Below are 16,048 nucleotides of genomic sequence, written 5' to 3'. Positions count from 1 at the left end.
GGGGCTAGGCGCTGGAGCCGGATTAAGATAACTTCGTCAAACTTATCCACACTCAGTGTAATTTGTAGAACGCTTAACAATTAAAAATCAGCCTGTAAAGGACTGATTTTATCCACATCCTCCGCATCCTCCACCGCAACTGCTCCCATGACCTGTATCAAAAAACGGATTTCCCGTAGGTACTTTAATATTTTTAGAAACTGCTCCGCCAATTAGCATGCTGATTTCATCCAACAGGCTCTGTAAATCATTTTCGGCCAATTTGAATTCAGCCACTAATGGGTCCAAATCCATTTCTCTTTTGGACTCACGTACCTGTTTCATGACTTTTTTATAATCAGGGTGATATTTTCCAAACCTTTGCACTTCTTCATAAAGTTCCTTTAAGCGGACAAAGCGGTTAATCTTCTGTTGTGCTATTTTATTATTCTTCATTTTATTTAAACTGACACTATATTGTTCAGCTATGTCAGATTCGAGCACCATTCTGGCAAGATTTTCAGCATATTCTAATAACTCAATTCTTTCAAGCGTAGCAAGCATTTGCCCACCTCCACTGTCATTTTAACATGAAAGAAGAAAGAAAGTGAAGTTTACCCTTCTATTTCAGGATATTCAGTAGGTTTTCTCACCCCGTATGTATTTTTCGCGTTCTTTTCATTTTTTAGACTTACAAAAATATAATAAAAAGGGGTATCCAACGGATTACGCCCTTCTTATTGTGTTTTCATTGCCTGGAACATTGAATACATCATGGAAGCCATTTGAACGCCATTTGAAAACTTTTCTACTTGATGGGGAATTGTTTTTTTATAATAATGCAGCGAGGCAATTTCTAATGCTTGCAAATCAAATGGGTTTCTTGAAAGTTTTCGATACCACTGCGGCTGTTCCCGAATAAATTGCTTTAAATCTCTTTGACGTCCAATATATTCTAAAACGTCTTTCCTCATTTATAACTCTCCTTATTGTTAATCCTTACGAAAGGTAAACGGATGCTGCGGTCCTGCTGGAGGCTTTGCCGCGCTATTTGTTCCATTAGTTCCTTGAAATTGAGAAAGCAGCCCTTGGATCGCTCCGATTGCCTGGCTTAAATTATTGAGATGGGATTGAATCTGATTTTGATCCATCTTTTTAAAAACTCCCATAATATTCGACATCAAATCTCCTTTGGACTCGGTGTTTTTTGAGGGGGCCGGCTCGGTTTCCGCTCCAATTGTTTCCCACCGTTTATCATTTTCCCCTAATAAATACCAGTCCTCATATAATTCTTGCCAAGTTGCATTTCCTTTTCTAACCTCTTGGATCAATTTCGGATTATTTTTTACAAATTCTTTAAATTTTTGTACGGATGGGTGCAATTTTTTTTGCGCCATGCTTTTCACCTCCGCCCATTTTCATCCAATAATACAATATGAAATGAACAAAGAAATGTGATTGACTGAGTCTTGTGAAAATATTTTAAAAACATAAATATAGTGGTAAGATGTCTAAAGAAGGAGAGATGAAAGAGGTAAATTATATGAAAGAAAAGTTAAGACAGCTTTTAGAAGAATGTATGGAAAATGGTTCGGAAAATGATTTAAATGCCCTTGCCTATCTTTTGGAAGGAGTTCAAGAAAAAATTAAACAAAAACGAGATACCTTTATCGGTTCACTGCTTCACATGGAGAGAAAAATAGAGAACAATTCTTACGAGATCACGATTCCGTTGCACCCGGTACTAAATAATAATTTAAATATCATTCACGGAGGAATTACTGCGACACTTTTGGATTCAGTCATGGGGTCAGCAGTCTATGATCATCTTCCGTTAGGTTCGAGTGCTGTCACGAATCAGTTAAATATTCATTACATTGCACCTGGAATTGGTGATTCCATTCGCTGTCGAGCAGAAATTATTCATAAAGGCTCAAAAACAGTTGTCGTCTCGGGTGAAGCATACCGCAGTGACGGGAAGAAAATCGCTCATGCAACAGCGACATTTTTTATAATTCCAGTGCAAGAATCGTGAAGAAGGTGAGACATCACCTTTCTTCACTGTTCCGATTTTTCTATAAAATTTTGAGTATAGTATTTCTTATACACCCCTACACCAAGATCGGTAAACTCTTTATTCAGCATTGCGTCTCTATGGGCTTTGCTGTTTAGCCAACCTTCTACTGCTGCAGGACCATCTGTGTAATTTGCCGCTATATTTTCACCGGCTGCCTGATAAGTGATCTTTGCTTTGCTTAAACGATCCGTCAGATTGCCAAATCTTTTGGATGTATGAGAAAAGTCATGGCTCTCCGCCATGTCCTTGCTATGTTCGTAGGCAACTTTGGAGGTTGGTTCATCCCAGGTTAATGGCTTTAAATTATTCTTAATTCTAAAAACGTTCGTAATATCTAAAATCTCCTGTTCCGATCCTTGTTCAAATAATTTCCATTCTTTGTTTGTCGGGGGCGGTGGCTCAATCAAGTCTCCACTATATACAAGTTCATATGGACGTAATTTTACTAATGTTTCTGCATTTAAAAATCGAACACTTGAGAGGGTTCCGGTAAACTTATCAATGTACAATTGGGCATAAACATTGCCTAATTGTACAATAGGACGCAAGTTTAGGTCTGTGTCGTTTAGTTCAAAGCGATAGGAATTACCGTTTAATTCAATATTTATATTAGTATCAATATATTGTGTATTAAAAATTTCCTCCACCGGCTGGCCGATTTCAAATGGAGCAATGTCCAAACTATCACCGAGGGCAAATATTGTGACAACTTGATTGTTTTCAACACCAACTTGCATGTAGTGCTTATAATCTTGGTTATAGATATACCATTGATATCCGTAAAGAGACTCATCAATCCGCTCTGGTTCTCCAAATTCTTTTTCAAGTTCAGACACACTTTGTCCAATCAACAATGCCAGTCCTTCATTTGGCTTTTCAGAGGCCGTTTTATTACTGGGTTTATTGTCAAGGTTTTTTGACCATATTGGTTTCTTTTCTGAAGAGTGACTTTCCTTAATTAAATCATTATCCTTTGTATTCTCACTTATATTTGCATAAAAACCGATGATAATTACAACGGTGAAAAGTATTAAAATTCTCCATAGTGTTTGCAGAGACGGTTCATCCTCTCTATTTGCTTTTCTATCATTTTATGTCCTGATAAACATATTATATCATCTATATGTTGTATCGTAATCATATTAGCAAATAAGTCTCATTCAGAGGACGAAGGGAAGGAAAACAAAAGAAAAGAGCAGGTACAATTTGCACCTGCTTTCGTTCATTAATGCTGTACCCCATTATAATTTTGTTCAGAAATTTGAGTTAAAGCTTCCTTTGCCTGATGATCTGTTAATTCACGAATAGCAAAATCGCCAAGGGAAACAATCCCAACGAGTTTGTCATTTTCCACAACAGGTAGGCGGCGAATCTGGTGTTCAGCCATCAACTGAACCGCTTCCTTGCTTGTTGCGTCAGGAGAAATGGTAACAAGGTCATGACTCATAATATCCTCAACTTTAGAGGAAGGAGGATGTTTTTCAGCGATCCCTCGAATGACAATATCACGGTCAGTAATCATTCCAACAAGTTTTTCATTATCGACGATTGGAATGGCGCCAACATTTAATTCTTTCATTTTTACAGCTACTTCATAAACATTATCTAATAAAGTACAACATTCCACTTCATCGGTCATAATATCACGTATTTTTTCCACGAAAACACCCCATTCCTATATAATTTACTAGCCATTTGTAGGTTATCCATCTAAGTTTCAATTATTCACAGAAGGAATTCATTGCAAGTAATGCCATTTTCATCTATTATTAAATTAAGTATATTTATTTCTCAAGAAAAACTAAATATAGCAGTGGCGCTGTATAGGAGGGATTTAGAGTGAAATTCGAAAATACGGGAATTGAAAAGTTTCAAGCAGACCTAAATCGCTTGGATGAGGTCATGGAAGACCATGGTTTAATTCGTGCAGGCCAATGGGATTATGAACGTGTTACATATGACCGCAAATTCGAAATAAGAGAAGGTGTCTATTACCTCCGAATTCAAGGTTACGCTGTGGAAGGTGATGTAGATACGTTTAAAGCCACGATTCAACTTATGACACCATTGTTAGGCAAACATTACTACCCGCATGGTGTTGAATATGGCGAAGACGAATACTTTCCAACATCACTTGTAAATCATTGCAAGAAAATTATCGAAGATGTTACAAATGAGATTAGCAAATTTGCATAAAAAGCGGAAGCCCCCTCTAGCTTCCGCTTTTTTTGTTAAAAACCTAAAATTGCTTTGATCATCGATGTAGTTTGTCCACCTCGATAAAAAACGTATAGTAACAGGTAAACCGCAACACCTGTTATGGCAGTAAAAAACCAAACAATGCATGTAATCGGCCCCAGTCTGCGATGAAAGGCGAGTTTATTTTTATATCCTGTATATAATGAAATGGCTCCCAAAATAGCCCCCAAAGTCGCTAAAGTAATGTGGAAAATTAAAAATATGGTGTAATAAATCTTGATATTTTCCGGTCCTCCAAATGAGGTATTTCCAATAAAAACAGTCCTTGTTTCATAAATAATAAAGAACGCAAGCGCAAAAATCCCCGCCAAAGTCATCGTTTTTTTATGGGCTTCCCGCTTCTTTTGTTTGATTTGTCTCCAGCCAATTGCCATTGTAATCGCGCTTAAAATAATAAAGGAAGTGCTGATTGTCGGTAATATCGGTAATGAAACCATTCATGAGTCCTCTCTTTGCATTTATTCTATTAATAATAGTAGTGTAACGATGAATGATAATCAAATAAAAAATCCCCCAATTTGATGGGAGATTATTTAATCAGTGAAGGGTTTAATGGCTGCTTCATTTCTCTTTCAGATTCAGCCTGATCCTTTTTGTACCAATCGAAGAATACACGGCCAAGCATAATACCGAAGATCAGTTCCTGAATCACCTTCATCAATACACCTCCAAGCTGCTGATCATGAAGCACAGACATTGAACTAAACAGTTCAGGACCACTTAAATGTAAATTATTGAAATTTTGCGTACCTACACATAAACTCATCATTTTCCCCCAGACATGTGGATCGGAGTAAACAGCATAAAGAGGTGTATCAGAAAAAATGATCAGTGCACAAGCTGGTGTTAATAAAATGCCAGCTCCAAAGATATAAGCAAGTTTTTTAAGCCCGTTTAAAGTTTGGTAATCTGACAGCTGGTTCATTAATGGCCACCACATAAAAACAGCCGAAACAAATAATAAGATGGAATAGCCTCCATGTAGCCAGATATTTTGCATCACCTGATCAAAAATCATCGGTACATGATAGAATGAAAATATGACATTAAAAACAATTAATGCGATGAGCGGCTTAGTGAACAACTTAAAAAGAAAACGAATGACAGGAAGGCAGAGAATTTTCCTCCATAACCAGGCAGGCACACTCATGATAAAAAGAGGCGGAACGACTAACACTAATACAGCCATTTGAATCATATGAACATAAAACATCAAGTTAGCCATAAGATCCAATGGCGATCCTTTTATAACATATAAAATAGCCATACTTAGGATAAAAACAATACCCTGTTGTGTTGTCAGCGGTTCGTTTCCTTCAAAAAGGAATCTGTACTTCGTAGTAAGAAGGAAAAAAGCAGCCGTAAGCAAAATCAAAGTGCCTAAAAAATATGGACTCCAAAGTGCTTCAAACCCGAAAATATCTAAAGAAAGCACTAGGGTTCACCTCCATTTTTATAGAAGGAGCCTATATAAATTAATAGTATCTTTAAAAAAGAAAATCGGCTAATAGCCGATTTTCTGCATTCTGACGGCTCTACCACCAAACAATCGTCGAAAAAGTAAGAATTGTGAGCAGTCCGACCAAAAGTCCGGAATACAAAAATAATGATGGGGCTTCATGCCCTTTATGACTCATATGCATGAAATAGTAAACTTGGAAAATAACTTGTACGACAGCCAATAAAATAATAAATGGTGCAGTATACCACGGGTTAAATTTGATCGCCACAGCAGCAAAAGCAATTAAAGTAAGGAAAATCATCAATGCGAAAGAAACAATCTGATAGCGCATTTCTTCCGCGCTTTTCCGGCGGCGGTATTCAATGTCAACTCTTTGGTTACCAGAATTCAATTGTTGATTTGCCATCGTTTATCCCACCATTCCCATTAAATAAACTACCGTAAAGATGAACACCCAAACAACGTCAATGAAATGCCAATATAAACTAAACACATAAAATTTTGGCGCATTGTAAAGGTTTAAACCCCGCTTGGCATTGCGAATCATTAAAGTCAGACACCACAATAAACCAAATGCAACGTGCCCTCCGTGAAAACCAACCAAGGTATAGAATGCTGAACCAAAAGCGCTGCTGGTAAATGTATGATGTTCATGCACATATTTCGTAAACTCATAGATCTCTGATGCTAAAAATCCTGCTCCTAATAAGGCAGTGATTCCAAACCACAGCATCATTTTCTTAAAAGCAAAGTTTTTCATATGGTATATCGCATAAACACTTGTCAAAGAGCTGGTTAACAACAGTATGGTTGCAACAAATGTTAGTGGAAGCTCAAATAAATCTTTGGCATGGGGCATACTTGGATTTGGAACTTTATCTTTTAATGCAATATAAGTTGCAAAGAGAGAGGCGAACAGAACCGTCTCTCCCCCTAAGAATAACCAAAATCCTAAAAATTTATTTTTCGATTCAAGGGTTGATCTTTCCGGCTCTGCAGGCCATGTTTCATACGTAAATTTTTCTTCTGCTTGCATTATGCCTTAACCCCCTTGTTATTGTTGTCAATTAAATCTTCTTTATGAATATGGAAACCGTGATCATCCTTAACCGAACGGATGAGCATTGAGCCCAAGGTAATAAGTAATCCAATAATCATCACCGGCAATGCCCAAGGTTTATCATTTACATGGTACATAACACCGAATGCGGCGATAAATAAGCCGAATGCCATAATAAACGGCAGGATTGATGAATTTGGCATATGAATATCCCCAAGCGGTTCAGCAGGGGTCATCCCTGTTTTTCCTTCCATCTTTTCCAGCCAGTAGGCATCCAAACCGCGGACAAGAGGGAGCTGTTTAAAGTTGTAAAACGGTGGCGGTGAAGAAACCGACCATTCAAGCGTACGTCCATCGCCCCATGGATCATTGCCAACCTTCTCGTTTTTTACAGATGTGATAATGACATTCAGTAAAAGGATTAGGACTGCAACTGCCATAAAGGCAGCACCAATCGAACTGATCAAGTTTCCGTTATTTAGCCCCTGCCCAGGCAGATAGGTAAAGACGCGGCGCGGCATTCCCCATAATCCCAAGAAATGCTGAATAAAGAAAGTTAAATGGAAGCCAATGAAAAATAACCAAAACGTAATTTTTCCAAGAGTCTCATTTAACATCGTGCCAAACATCTTAGGCCAATAAAGATGTGTTCCGCACAATAGGGCGAATACAACACCGCCGACTATTACATAATGGAAATGTGCAACCACGAAATAGGTATCATGATACTGATAGTCTGCTGCTGCAGATGCCAACATAACACCGGTAACCCCGCCAATTACGAAAGACGGAATAAATGCAAACGCATAGTGCATCGGAGTTGTGAATTTAACACTTCCACCCCACATTGTAAACAGCCAGTTAAAGATTTTAATACCAGTCGGCACACCAATCGCCATGGTTGCAACAGCAAAAATTGCATTTGCTACCGGACCTAATCCATCGGTAAACATATGGTGAGCCCATACCATGAAACCGAGAAAGCCAATCAATACAGTTGCAAATACCATTGATGAATAACCAAACAACCGCTTTCTCGAGAAAATTGCAAAAGTTTCCGAGAAAATCCCGAATGCCGGAAGAATTAGAATGTACACTTCTGGGTGACCGAAGATCCAGAAAAGATGTTCCCAAATGACTGTGTTTCCGCCCATGGCCACTTCGAAGAATTTAGCACCGAACATGCGATCAAACATCATTAAAAATAATCCGACTGTCAGTGGCGGGAATGCGAACAATATTAATGCAGATGTGACAAATGTTGTCCAAGTAAACAGAGGCATTCTCATATATGTCATACCAGGTGCACGCATATTGATGATAGTTGCCAAAAAGTTAATTCCGCCCATTAGTGTTCCAAAGCCGGAAATTTGCAGCCCTATTACATAAAAGTCTACTCCATGCCCTTTAGAGTGAGTTGCAAGTGACGCATAATTTGTCCATCCGGCATCAGGTGCTCCACCTAAAAACCATCCAAGATTTAAAAACACTCCTCCGAAAAAGAACATCCAAAAGCTAATGGCATTTACAAATGGAAATGCCACATCCCGTGCACCAATTTGCAATGGCATTACCGCATTCATAAAAGCAAATATAAGCGGCATTGCTGCAAGGAAAATCATCGTCGTTCCATGCATGGTCATGATTTCGTTATAAACGCCTGCACTGACAAAATCATTATTTGGAACAGCAAGCTGAATACGGATAAAGATGGCTTCTATCCCCCCGACTAAGAAGAAAAAGCCGCCGGCAATAAAATATAGGATGGCGATTTTTTTATGGTCAACAGTTGTTAAATAATCCCATAACGTCGCACCAAAACCCTTTTTTTGAGTATAGGTACTCACACCTTTTACCTCCCTTTTCAACAGTTTCCCGATTATTGCTGTACCTTTAAGCTCATCAAATAGGCAGCTAAAGCATCAAGTTCCTGTTCATTCATCTTCGGATACTTGCCTGCCATCATATTTCCTGGTTTATATTTTTCAGGATTGCGAATCCAGTTTTTCAAGTCTTTCTCATTATGATCTAATATACCGGCAATTCTTGATCTGTCACCAAAGTTTGTAAGGTTTGGTGCCAAGCGGGCTGTGTCAGGCAGTTTGTTCGAAGGGGTGACCGCATGACATCCTATACAGCTTTGGTTAAAGATTGCCTGTCCTTGTGCTACTAAACTGCCATCCGGAGCCTTTTGCGGTGCAGTTACGCTTTGCATTGACTTTACCCAGGCATCGAATTGATCTTTACTGACGGCTTTTACTTTAAAGTCCATCAGTCCGTGTGATGGTCCGCAAAGTTCAGCACATTTTCCGTAGAAAAGGTTTCCAGCTTCTTTTGCTTTTTTTCCATCAAACTCGAGCCAGAATTTATTCACATTATCTGTATTGACATCCATTTTTCCACCGACAGCCGGAATCCAGAAAGCGTGTTTCACATCCATAGCTTTTAAATTAAAATAAACCTTTTGATTTGTCGGCACGACCAATTCCTGACTAGTAACAATTTTCTGATTTGGATATTCAAAATCCCACCAATATAAATGCGCACGAACATTAATAACCAGTGCCTTTGAATCTTTCTTATCTGCTGCAGAAACATCAGCAAGCTTAAAAGTTGTGGTAACAGTTGGAACAGCCAAAATTAAAAGTAAAAGAATTGGAATAACAGTCCAAAGGATTTCTAATTTATGACTTCCCTCTACTTGTTCTGGTATAGTGTCATCTTTTCTTCTAAAACGGAAAAATACGATAATGAAGATAATGGTGACGACAAGAATGACACCAATCATAATGTAGGTGCTTAGTTTCATTAAATTGAATTGCATGTCGGCAACTTCACCCGCTGGCTGTAATGTGGAAAGAAACGGTTCACCACAGCCGGAGAGCACCAGCGCCAAAATCGCAAACAGCGAAATCAAACGCCAATTTGCAAGCCTTTTCATAGTTACATCCAACCCCTCTTTCACTTAGAATTTCTTTGCATCATGTTTGACCTAGGAAGTATGTAGAAAGTTCCTTCCTTAAAGGGAATTTTGGAGCGGAGAAAATTTGCTTCGCATCCAGGATTTGAAAAAAACATCCCCAAGGAAAGATAACTTGATAACTAAATGAATGTTACAGTGATATTATAACTATTCTTGATTGCTAAACTACTATACACTTTTGAAATACACATTTCCTTTTCTCCTAATATCTATATGCAGTTCAAAAATTTTCTAACTTCATTTTACGATAATCCAAGTAAAAAAACACTTTCTCTGTATATTAAATCACACTTTTTGGCATTTTTGTGAAATTTTTTTGAAAAATATTCAACTAAAATGCCAAATTGTTATTTTTTACTATTATCTTTACAATTTCAATTCATACTTTTTCATGAATAAAATTTTTGGCTTCGCTAAAAATTTAACATATATTTATATTTGGTTATATTTTTCAATGTTTGAATAATTTGTAATGTCATTAGATTTTCTATTTTAGTATTTCTTACTATAATAATAAGGAAAATTTAAAATTATTGGAATTATTTTTTTGTATTTGCAGATTAAAAATTTAAATGCGGAAATTCTGTTCTTCTTTTATGTAATTCGATATGATGATAGGGGATCTTGGTACTTTTTTCTAAATTATACTTCCATTGTTTATTGAATTACAAATTTTTGAACTCATTTTAGGAAGGTGAATTTTTTGCAACGATCACTGAAATGGTTAGCAATAGCAGCTACAATCGGAATGATCTTTGTTTTAATTGGCGGAGCGCTAGTCACTAAAACAGGATCCGGAATGGGCTGCGGGCGTTCTTGGCCACTATGCAATGGACAAGTCTTGCCCACACACATCACAACACAATTGATGATCGAACTTGCCCATCGGATTGTTTCAGGCATTGTCGGAATATTGGTATTGGTTTTATCGATTTGGACCTGGAAAACGATCGGTCACATAAGGGAGACAAAGTTTCTTTCATTTCTCTCCTTTTTCTTTTTACTGCTGCAGGGATTAATTGGGGCTGCGGCAGTAAAATGGGGGCAATCCAGTTTTATTCTGGCATTGCATTTTGGCATATCGTTAATTTCTTTTGCAGCTGTGTTCTTGTTAACACTTCTTATATTTGAAATTGACAAAAAATTCGATGCCCACAAGCTTATAATTAAGAAAAGAATGGGCCGTCACATTTTATTTGTTACGATTTATAGTTATCTTGTTATTTATACTGGTGCCCTGGTACGCCATACAAAATCAAGTCTCGTCTGCCGCGACTGGCCTTTGTGCCTCAATGATGCCCCTTCTCTTCCTACCAACATGTATGAATGGGTTCAAATGGGACACCGGACTGCAGCAGCCATCCTTTTGCTTTGGATTTTTTATATAACTTATCTCGCCATTCGTTATGATAAAGAGCAAAAGGTGTTGTTTTGGGGCTGGATTGTTTCCTCTATACTTGTTTCATTACAGGCATTAGCAGGTGCATTGATCATATTCACAAAGTTAAATCTTGGTGTTGCATTGCTTCATGCTTTTTTTATTACTTGTTTGTTCGGGATGTTGAGTTATTTTCTACTTCTATTGTCGAGATCAAGAAGGAATCAAATGTATAAATAAAGTTTCAGGCAACTGACTTATTTAGCCTTCAAGCCACTTAAAAACGCGGGAAGAGATCCTCCCCCGCGTTTTTAAAGATAATAAACTTTGCCATCCCGCTGTTTTAATTTTTTATTCTTATGTTCGGTTTTATTTTTATATTTTTTTTCATAGTTTACGAACATGGAAACATTGACAAGGATTCCCGTTGCAGCAGCGAGCGTTAACAGCGATGATCCACCATAGCTGATAAACGGGAGCGGTACACCCATTAAAGGAATGATGCCAGAAACTCCGGCAAGATTGATAAACGCTTGAATTCCGATTAAACCTGAAATCCCGAAAGCAAGCAAACTACCGAATGGATCTTTACATTGCAAACCAATATAAATCCCGCGAAGGACAATATAGGCTATTGTCATGATCACAAAGCCTACTCCCCAGATTCCTAATTCCTCGGCAATGACAGCCATGATAAAATCCGTATGTGATTCTGGCAGATAGCCAAGTTTCTGAATGCTTTTTCCTAATCCTAATCCGTTTATACCACCCGAACCAATTGAAATGAAGGAGTTTGCCAGTTGGAATCCTGCTCCATTTACGTATTTTGCAGCGAAAGGATTACTTAATACTTCAAGCCTGCCCATGCGCTTTTCTGTAAAGATAAAACCTTTCGCAGCGAATATAATCGGGATCAGCACAATTAGTAGAATAACCATTAATTTTCCAAGAGCCTTTAGATTTAGCCCGGAACATAATAGAATGGTACTAGCAATCAGCGCAATGATGATGACGGTACCAAGGTCTGGCTGCATGAGGATTAGAGCGCATATAAAAAATAGAAAAATTAACGGTGGAAGAATCCCTTTATTAAATTGATTAATATAATCCTGCTTTTTGGCATAAAAAGCGGATAGATAGATGATCACCGCCAATTTGACAAACTCTGCAGGTTCGATTTTGATTGAACCAAATTTGTACCAGCTCTCTGCATTACCGGCAATATTTCCAAAAACAAACAAACCTAATAACGAGATAATAGAACTTATGACAAATACAATTAATACTTTTTTTGATTGCATGATTTTATAAGGAAGGATCGCCATGAACAGGAAAATAATCGCAAAACATAACAGCCACATCTTTTGCTTTTGATAGAAAAAATCACTCGGTACACCATACCTTTGAACAGCAGTAGCCATACTGGCGCTATAAACCATGACCAATCCGAAGGCACAAAGGAGGATAATGGCGATGACAATTGAATAATCATAGCATTTTAGAATTTTTTTAACCATTTAAACATCCTCATTTTCCTGATTAATTTTATACCACTCTATTATAATCGAAAATGAAGGTCTTGACTTGAAGAAAAGCTTTTTTGTTACAACATTTTAATAAAGGAAAACCTCTAAAAATGGTTATTAAATTCCCCGCAGCTTTTGGCCCCAAGAAAAAAACCCAAACAATTAGCTTGTTTGAGTTAAGTTCACTATTTTTTTAAGGAAGCATCATGAAGCAGCGATAATTCTCTTTCTAATTTATTTAAAATCGCCTTTCCATCTTTTGGATCTATTAAACCCAAGCGAACAGCAAAGTCTATTTCCCTAGACAGGCCAAACATCTGTGTATCCAATACCTCTTCATAAAGAGGGCATTGAGGCATCGTGAGATTGTCCATTTGCACTTTAATAAGCTTTAGAATTTTTTCAGCGTCAGCCTGCAATAATGCATATGCTTTTTCATGGTGATTCACGATCATTTCAGACGCCACCATTGATCCCCCCGTTTCAGAGCGATTACTCAACTTATCTATAAATTTTACCGTTTAGCAACGTAAATTGCAAGAGTATTGAGGTATTGCCAAAACAGACTGCAAACTATGACTTTTAACCAAAACAAGGTATACTTAAGTTGGGTAAATATTAGGGGGTATAGAAGATGGAAAATATTATGACGATTACCGGAAAAGTACGGTATCCCATTACACTTGATCCGGCTACGTGGATTTTTGACGACCGCCGGATTGATTTAACAACCTACTTTACAAAAAGCGAAGACGAAACAGATAGCGATGCTGAATATACAATCGCTGCATCTAAGCATTGGGATCGTGAAATAATGGAAGGCGCCATCTTTCCGCCGACATTGAAGACTGAGAGAAAATTCGAAAAAGAAAAAATGATTACAGGAACTTTCGGAATTCCCTTTAAGCCATTTTTACAAAATGCTGAGCCTGAAGATGACGCCACCATTTTGGTCATTCATACGAAAGAAGACGAATACGAGATTCCATTAAATGAAGCATATAATTTGATATTGAAATTCGCTGATCATGGGAAACCTTTGAAAGCAGACGGGCCGGTTCATGTTTATTATGGTAATGGATCAAATCAGCATAATCCTATTAAAAATGTCCAACGATTCTCTGTAAAATAAGACGGGCTTATTGCCCGTTTTTTCTATATGGAAATTTCTAAGTAAATCAGCTAATATCTTTTATAATATATCAGCCGCAAGTCTTGCCAAGCCTGACCTCTCCCCTTTTAAAAGTTTTACATGACCTGAAACAGCCTGGTCTTTAAATTTTTCTACTACATATGTCAATCCATTATTATAAGCATCGAGATAAGGATGATCTATTTGTTCCGGGTCTCCCATCAGCACAATCTTGCTATCCTCGCCTACTCTAGTAAGAATCGTTTTTACTTCATGCTTTGTTAAGTTTTGAGCTTCATCAATAATAATAAATTGTTTTGGTAAGCTCCTGCCGCGAATATAAGTTAATGCTTCCACCTCAATTGACCCCAAACCGGCTAGAATTGCATCAAGTTCACCTGGTTTTTTTGTATTGAAGAGAAATTCAAGGTTATCATAGATCGGCTGCATCCATGGCCGTAATTTCTCTTGCTTTTCACCTGGCAAATACCCTAAATCTTTTCCCACTGGAACTATTGGTCTAGCTACCAAAAGCTTTTTATATTCACGAAGATCTTCCGTTTGCATTAACCCGGACGCTAAGGCAAGCAATGTTTTTCCTGTTCCGGCTTTTCCAATCATAGTTACAAGTGGAATATCTTTTCTTAGCAACAATTCGATTGCCATTGTTTGCTGGACATTTCTTGAATGAATCCCCCAAACATGTTCATGGTTTAAAACCAGCTTTTTGACCTTTTTACTTTCTTTGTCAACCATTCCAACAGCAGATGCCGAACTCCCCAATGCATCCTTCATTATTAAAAATTGGTTTGGATAAAACGGATGATTAGCTATATCTGAAAGTAAAAGTTCACCCTTCTCGTAAAATCGTCCCAATAACTCAAGTGGGATATAAACCTCAAGAAAACCAGTATATAGATGATCAATTTCCACAACCCGATCATTCAAAAAATCCTCAGCAATCAAGCCAATGGCATCTGCCTTAACTCTTACAAGAGCATCCTTACTGACAAGAATGACAGGCTTGCCATCTTCTTTTGTCTGTTCCTCCAAAGATAAATTCTTCGCTACGGCAAGAATACGATTATCATTTGTTTTTTCGACAAAAATTTCTTGTAATTCATGAAAAGTCCTGTGATTTAACTCAATTCTGATGGTTCCTCCGTTTTCAAGCGGGATTTTTTCATGAAGCTTACCTGAGGCTCTTAGACCATCGATTAATCTGGATACTTGCCTTGCGTTCCTCCCTATTTCATCCATGTAGCGTTTTTTTGAATCCACTTCTTCCAGAACAACAGCAGGAATCACAACTTCATTATCTTCAAATGAGAAAATGGAATATGGGTCTTGTAACAAGACATTTGTATCTAATACGTATATTTTACTCAAATAGACGCCTCCGCTTCATTTGGTGTTAAAGGATTGTAAATAATCCTGCAAACCATTTGATAGGACTTGGTAAAATATATGTTTATCCGCATAAAGATAGAATGGATTCCACACAATAAATGTAAGGAAAAACACGTTGGATAAAGGTTACTAATCTGCACTGGTCAGCCAATCTTATTGCTTTATAGGGGTGGAATTGGGATGAAGAAAATCATTACAGCGGTAACAATTTGTTTGGTTCTCGCTGGGTGCAATACCAAGAATCAAAATCAATTAATGAAAAATGAACACCAATCTGTGAAAAACAGCAGTATACACAATGTGGACAGAAAAACCGGCCAGGAAATTTCCAAACGGCTTGTTTCTTTGGCAACTAGCATTCCAAATGTCAATGATGCAACAGCTGTAGTTCTAGGCAGATATGCAATTGTGGGCATTGATGTTAATTCAAAACTAGACCGATCGCAGGTCGGCTCCATTAAATATTCTGTTGCTGAAAGCCTGAAAAAAGATCCATACGGAGCCAATGCCGTTGTAGTGGCAGATCCAGATACTACAGAACGTCTCAAAGAAATTCAGGCAGATATCAATCATGGCAGACCCATTCGTGGAATCATGGAGGAACTTGCAGATGTTGCCGGGAGATTAATGCCGGAGGTTCCAGGGGATCTCATCACACCAAACCCGCAAAATGCACCTGAAAAACAAGACCATAAACTTCCGTCAAACGAAGAAAAACAGCTTAAGAAAGAACAAGAGAAACAATCTAATTACCAAAAATAAATGATTCATGAAAAAAGGGG

General features: G+C 37.7%; 19 protein-coding genes. 5 read left to right on the top strand and 14 right to left on the bottom strand.

From position 1 onward, the window contains the following. Positions 1–108: 108 nt before the first annotated feature. From BFU02S_RS09760 to BFU02S_RS09750, 3 genes are all read right to left on the bottom strand, one after another. The gene (locus BFU02S_RS09760) at positions 109–543 is read right to left on the bottom strand and encodes a YlbF/YmcA family competence regulator (RefSeq protein ID WP_066369760.1); all 435 of its coding nucleotides are present in this window, start codon (positions 541–543) and stop codon (positions 109–111) included. Positions 544–716: 173 nt separating this feature from the next. Next, positions 717–953: a YlbE-like family protein gene (locus tag BFU02S_RS09755; protein ID WP_066369757.1), complete on the bottom strand. Its 237-nt coding sequence runs from the start codon at positions 951–953 to the stop codon at positions 717–719. Between the two features lie 18 nt (positions 954–971). Further along, a complete protein-coding gene (locus BFU02S_RS09750) occupies positions 972–1,376 on the bottom strand; it encodes a YlbD family protein (RefSeq protein ID WP_066369755.1) in 405 nt (134 codons plus the stop codon). Positions 1,377–1,522: 146 nt separating this feature from the next. On the opposite strand from BFU02S_RS09750, the gene BFU02S_RS09745 reads away from it, so the two are divergent. Continuing rightward, a complete protein-coding gene (locus tag BFU02S_RS09745) occupies positions 1,523–2,014 on the top strand; it encodes a PaaI family thioesterase (protein ID WP_066369766.1) in 492 nt (163 codons plus the stop codon). Between the two features lie 23 nt (positions 2,015–2,037). On the opposite strand, the gene BFU02S_RS09740 is transcribed toward BFU02S_RS09745, so the two are convergent. Together BFU02S_RS09740 and BFU02S_RS09735 are read right to left on the bottom strand one after the other, a co-directional pair. Beyond that, positions 2,038–3,111 (bottom strand): CAP domain-containing protein, encoded by a 1,074-nt coding sequence (locus BFU02S_RS09740; protein WP_439951002.1) that lies wholly within the window; start codon positions 3,109–3,111, stop codon positions 2,038–2,040. A gap of 170 nt (positions 3,112–3,281) precedes the next feature. Next, the gene (locus tag BFU02S_RS09735) at positions 3,282–3,716 is read right to left on the bottom strand and encodes a CBS domain-containing protein (protein ID WP_066369746.1); all 435 of its coding nucleotides are present in this window, start codon (positions 3,714–3,716) and stop codon (positions 3,282–3,284) included. Positions 3,717–3,895: 179 nt separating this feature from the next. Here BFU02S_RS09735 and BFU02S_RS09730 point away from each other — a divergent pair, with 179 nt between their 5' ends. After that, positions 3,896–4,252 (top strand): YugN family protein, encoded by a 357-nt coding sequence (locus BFU02S_RS09730; protein ID WP_066369744.1) that lies wholly within the window; start codon positions 3,896–3,898, stop codon positions 4,250–4,252. Between the two features lie 35 nt (positions 4,253–4,287). Here the strand turns inward: BFU02S_RS09730 and BFU02S_RS09725 are convergent, their stop codons facing one another. The 6 genes from BFU02S_RS09725 to coxB form a co-directional block, all read right to left on the bottom strand. Beyond that, positions 4,288–4,752 carry a DUF420 domain-containing protein gene (locus BFU02S_RS09725; RefSeq protein WP_066369742.1) on the bottom strand — a complete coding sequence of 155 codons (465 nt, stop codon included), beginning with the start codon at positions 4,750–4,752 and terminating at the stop codon, positions 4,288–4,290. 92 nt (positions 4,753–4,844) lie between these two features. Further along, entirely contained in the window at positions 4,845–5,750 is a 906-nt protein-coding gene (gene ctaG, locus BFU02S_RS09720; RefSeq protein ID WP_066369739.1) for a cytochrome c oxidase assembly factor CtaG, read from the bottom strand. 100 nt (positions 5,751–5,850) lie between these two features. Further along, a complete protein-coding gene (ctaF, locus tag BFU02S_RS09715) occupies positions 5,851–6,183 on the bottom strand; it encodes a cytochrome c oxidase subunit IVB (RefSeq protein WP_066369737.1) in 333 nt (110 codons plus the stop codon). 3 nt (positions 6,184–6,186) lie between these two features. Further along, on the bottom strand, positions 6,187–6,813 hold the full coding sequence (locus BFU02S_RS09710; protein ID WP_066369734.1) for a cytochrome (ubi)quinol oxidase subunit III: 627 nt from the start codon (positions 6,811–6,813) through the stop codon (positions 6,187–6,189). After that, entirely contained in the window at positions 6,813–8,684 is a 1,872-nt protein-coding gene (gene ctaD, locus BFU02S_RS09705) for a cytochrome c oxidase subunit I (RefSeq protein WP_066369732.1), read from the bottom strand. The genes BFU02S_RS09710 and ctaD overlap by 1 nt, the downstream gene beginning before the upstream one ends. Before the next feature lie 32 nt (positions 8,685–8,716). After that, entirely contained in the window at positions 8,717–9,778 is a 1,062-nt protein-coding gene (gene coxB, locus BFU02S_RS09700) for a cytochrome c oxidase subunit II (RefSeq protein WP_066369730.1), read from the bottom strand. A gap of 745 nt (positions 9,779–10,523) precedes the next feature. Here coxB and BFU02S_RS09695 point away from each other — a divergent pair. After that, positions 10,524–11,438, top strand: coding sequence for a COX15/CtaA family protein (locus tag BFU02S_RS09695; protein WP_066369729.1), 915 nt, complete (start codon positions 10,524–10,526; stop codon positions 11,436–11,438). Between the two features lie 71 nt (positions 11,439–11,509). On the opposite strand, the gene BFU02S_RS09690 is transcribed toward BFU02S_RS09695, so the two are convergent. Continuing rightward, positions 11,510–12,715, bottom strand: coding sequence for an FtsW/RodA/SpoVE family cell cycle protein (locus tag BFU02S_RS09690; protein WP_066369728.1), 1,206 nt, complete (start codon positions 12,713–12,715; stop codon positions 11,510–11,512). 194 nt (positions 12,716–12,909) lie between these two features. After that, positions 12,910–13,191 carry an Fpa/YlaN family protein gene (locus BFU02S_RS09685; protein WP_066369764.1) on the bottom strand — a complete coding sequence of 94 codons (282 nt, stop codon included), beginning with the start codon at positions 13,189–13,191 and terminating at the stop codon, positions 12,910–12,912. 167 nt (positions 13,192–13,358) lie between these two features. Here BFU02S_RS09685 and BFU02S_RS09680 point away from each other — a divergent pair, with 167 nt between their 5' ends. Next, positions 13,359–13,856, top strand: coding sequence for a hypothetical protein (locus tag BFU02S_RS09680; protein ID WP_066369725.1), 498 nt, complete (start codon positions 13,359–13,361; stop codon positions 13,854–13,856). A 60-nt stretch (positions 13,857–13,916) separates the two neighbouring features. On the opposite strand, the gene BFU02S_RS09675 is transcribed toward BFU02S_RS09680, so the two are convergent. Beyond that, complete coding sequence (locus BFU02S_RS09675) at positions 13,917–15,245, bottom strand: PhoH family protein (RefSeq protein WP_066369723.1); 1,329 nt, start codon at positions 15,243–15,245, stop codon at positions 13,917–13,919. A gap of 201 nt (positions 15,246–15,446) precedes the next feature. Between BFU02S_RS09675 and BFU02S_RS09670 the strand changes: the two genes are divergently transcribed. Next, complete coding sequence (locus BFU02S_RS09670) at positions 15,447–16,028, top strand: YhcN/YlaJ family sporulation lipoprotein (protein WP_066369721.1); 582 nt, start codon at positions 15,447–15,449, stop codon at positions 16,026–16,028. The last annotated feature ends 20 nt before the right edge of the window (positions 16,029–16,048 follow it).

This window comes from Neobacillus fumarioli NBRC 102428, from assembly GCF_001591485.1.
Classification (GTDB): domain Bacteria; phylum Bacillota; class Bacilli; order Bacillales; family Cytobacillaceae; genus Neobacillus; species Neobacillus fumarioli.
This window is presented reverse-complemented; position numbering and strand designations above follow the sequence as displayed.

Excerpts from the sequence above, each read along its gene's own strand:
- BFU02S_RS09690 (WP_066369728.1), bottom strand. The coding sequence starts at position 12,715 with ATGGTTAAAAAAATTCTAAAATGCTATGATTATTCAATTGTCATCGCC.
- BFU02S_RS09680 (WP_066369725.1), top strand. The coding sequence starts at position 13,359 with ATGGAAAATATTATGACGATTACCGGAAAAGTACGGTATCCCATTACA.
- BFU02S_RS09760 (WP_066369760.1), bottom strand. The coding sequence starts at position 543 with ATGCTTGCTACGCTTGAAAGAATTGAGTTATTAGAATATGCTGAAAAT.
- BFU02S_RS09755 (WP_066369757.1), bottom strand. The coding sequence starts at position 953 with ATGAGGAAAGACGTTTTAGAATATATTGGACGTCAAAGAGATTTAAAG.
- BFU02S_RS09710 (WP_066369734.1), bottom strand. The coding sequence starts at position 6,813 with ATGCAAGCAGAAGAAAAATTTACGTATGAAACATGGCCTGCAGAGCCG.
- coxB (WP_066369730.1), bottom strand. The coding sequence starts at position 9,778 with ATGAAAAGGCTTGCAAATTGGCGTTTGATTTCGCTGTTTGCGATTTTG.
- BFU02S_RS09670 (WP_066369721.1), top strand. The coding sequence starts at position 15,447 with ATGAAGAAAATCATTACAGCGGTAACAATTTGTTTGGTTCTCGCTGGG.
- BFU02S_RS09745 (WP_066369766.1), top strand. The coding sequence starts at position 1,523 with ATGAAAGAAAAGTTAAGACAGCTTTTAGAAGAATGTATGGAAAATGGT.
- ctaF (WP_066369737.1), bottom strand. The coding sequence starts at position 6,183 with ATGGCAAATCAACAATTGAATTCTGGTAACCAAAGAGTTGACATTGAA.
- BFU02S_RS09750 (WP_066369755.1), bottom strand. The coding sequence starts at position 1,376 with ATGGCGCAAAAAAAATTGCACCCATCCGTACAAAAATTTAAAGAATTT.
- BFU02S_RS09725 (WP_066369742.1), bottom strand. The coding sequence starts at position 4,752 with ATGGTTTCATTACCGATATTACCGACAATCAGCACTTCCTTTATTATT.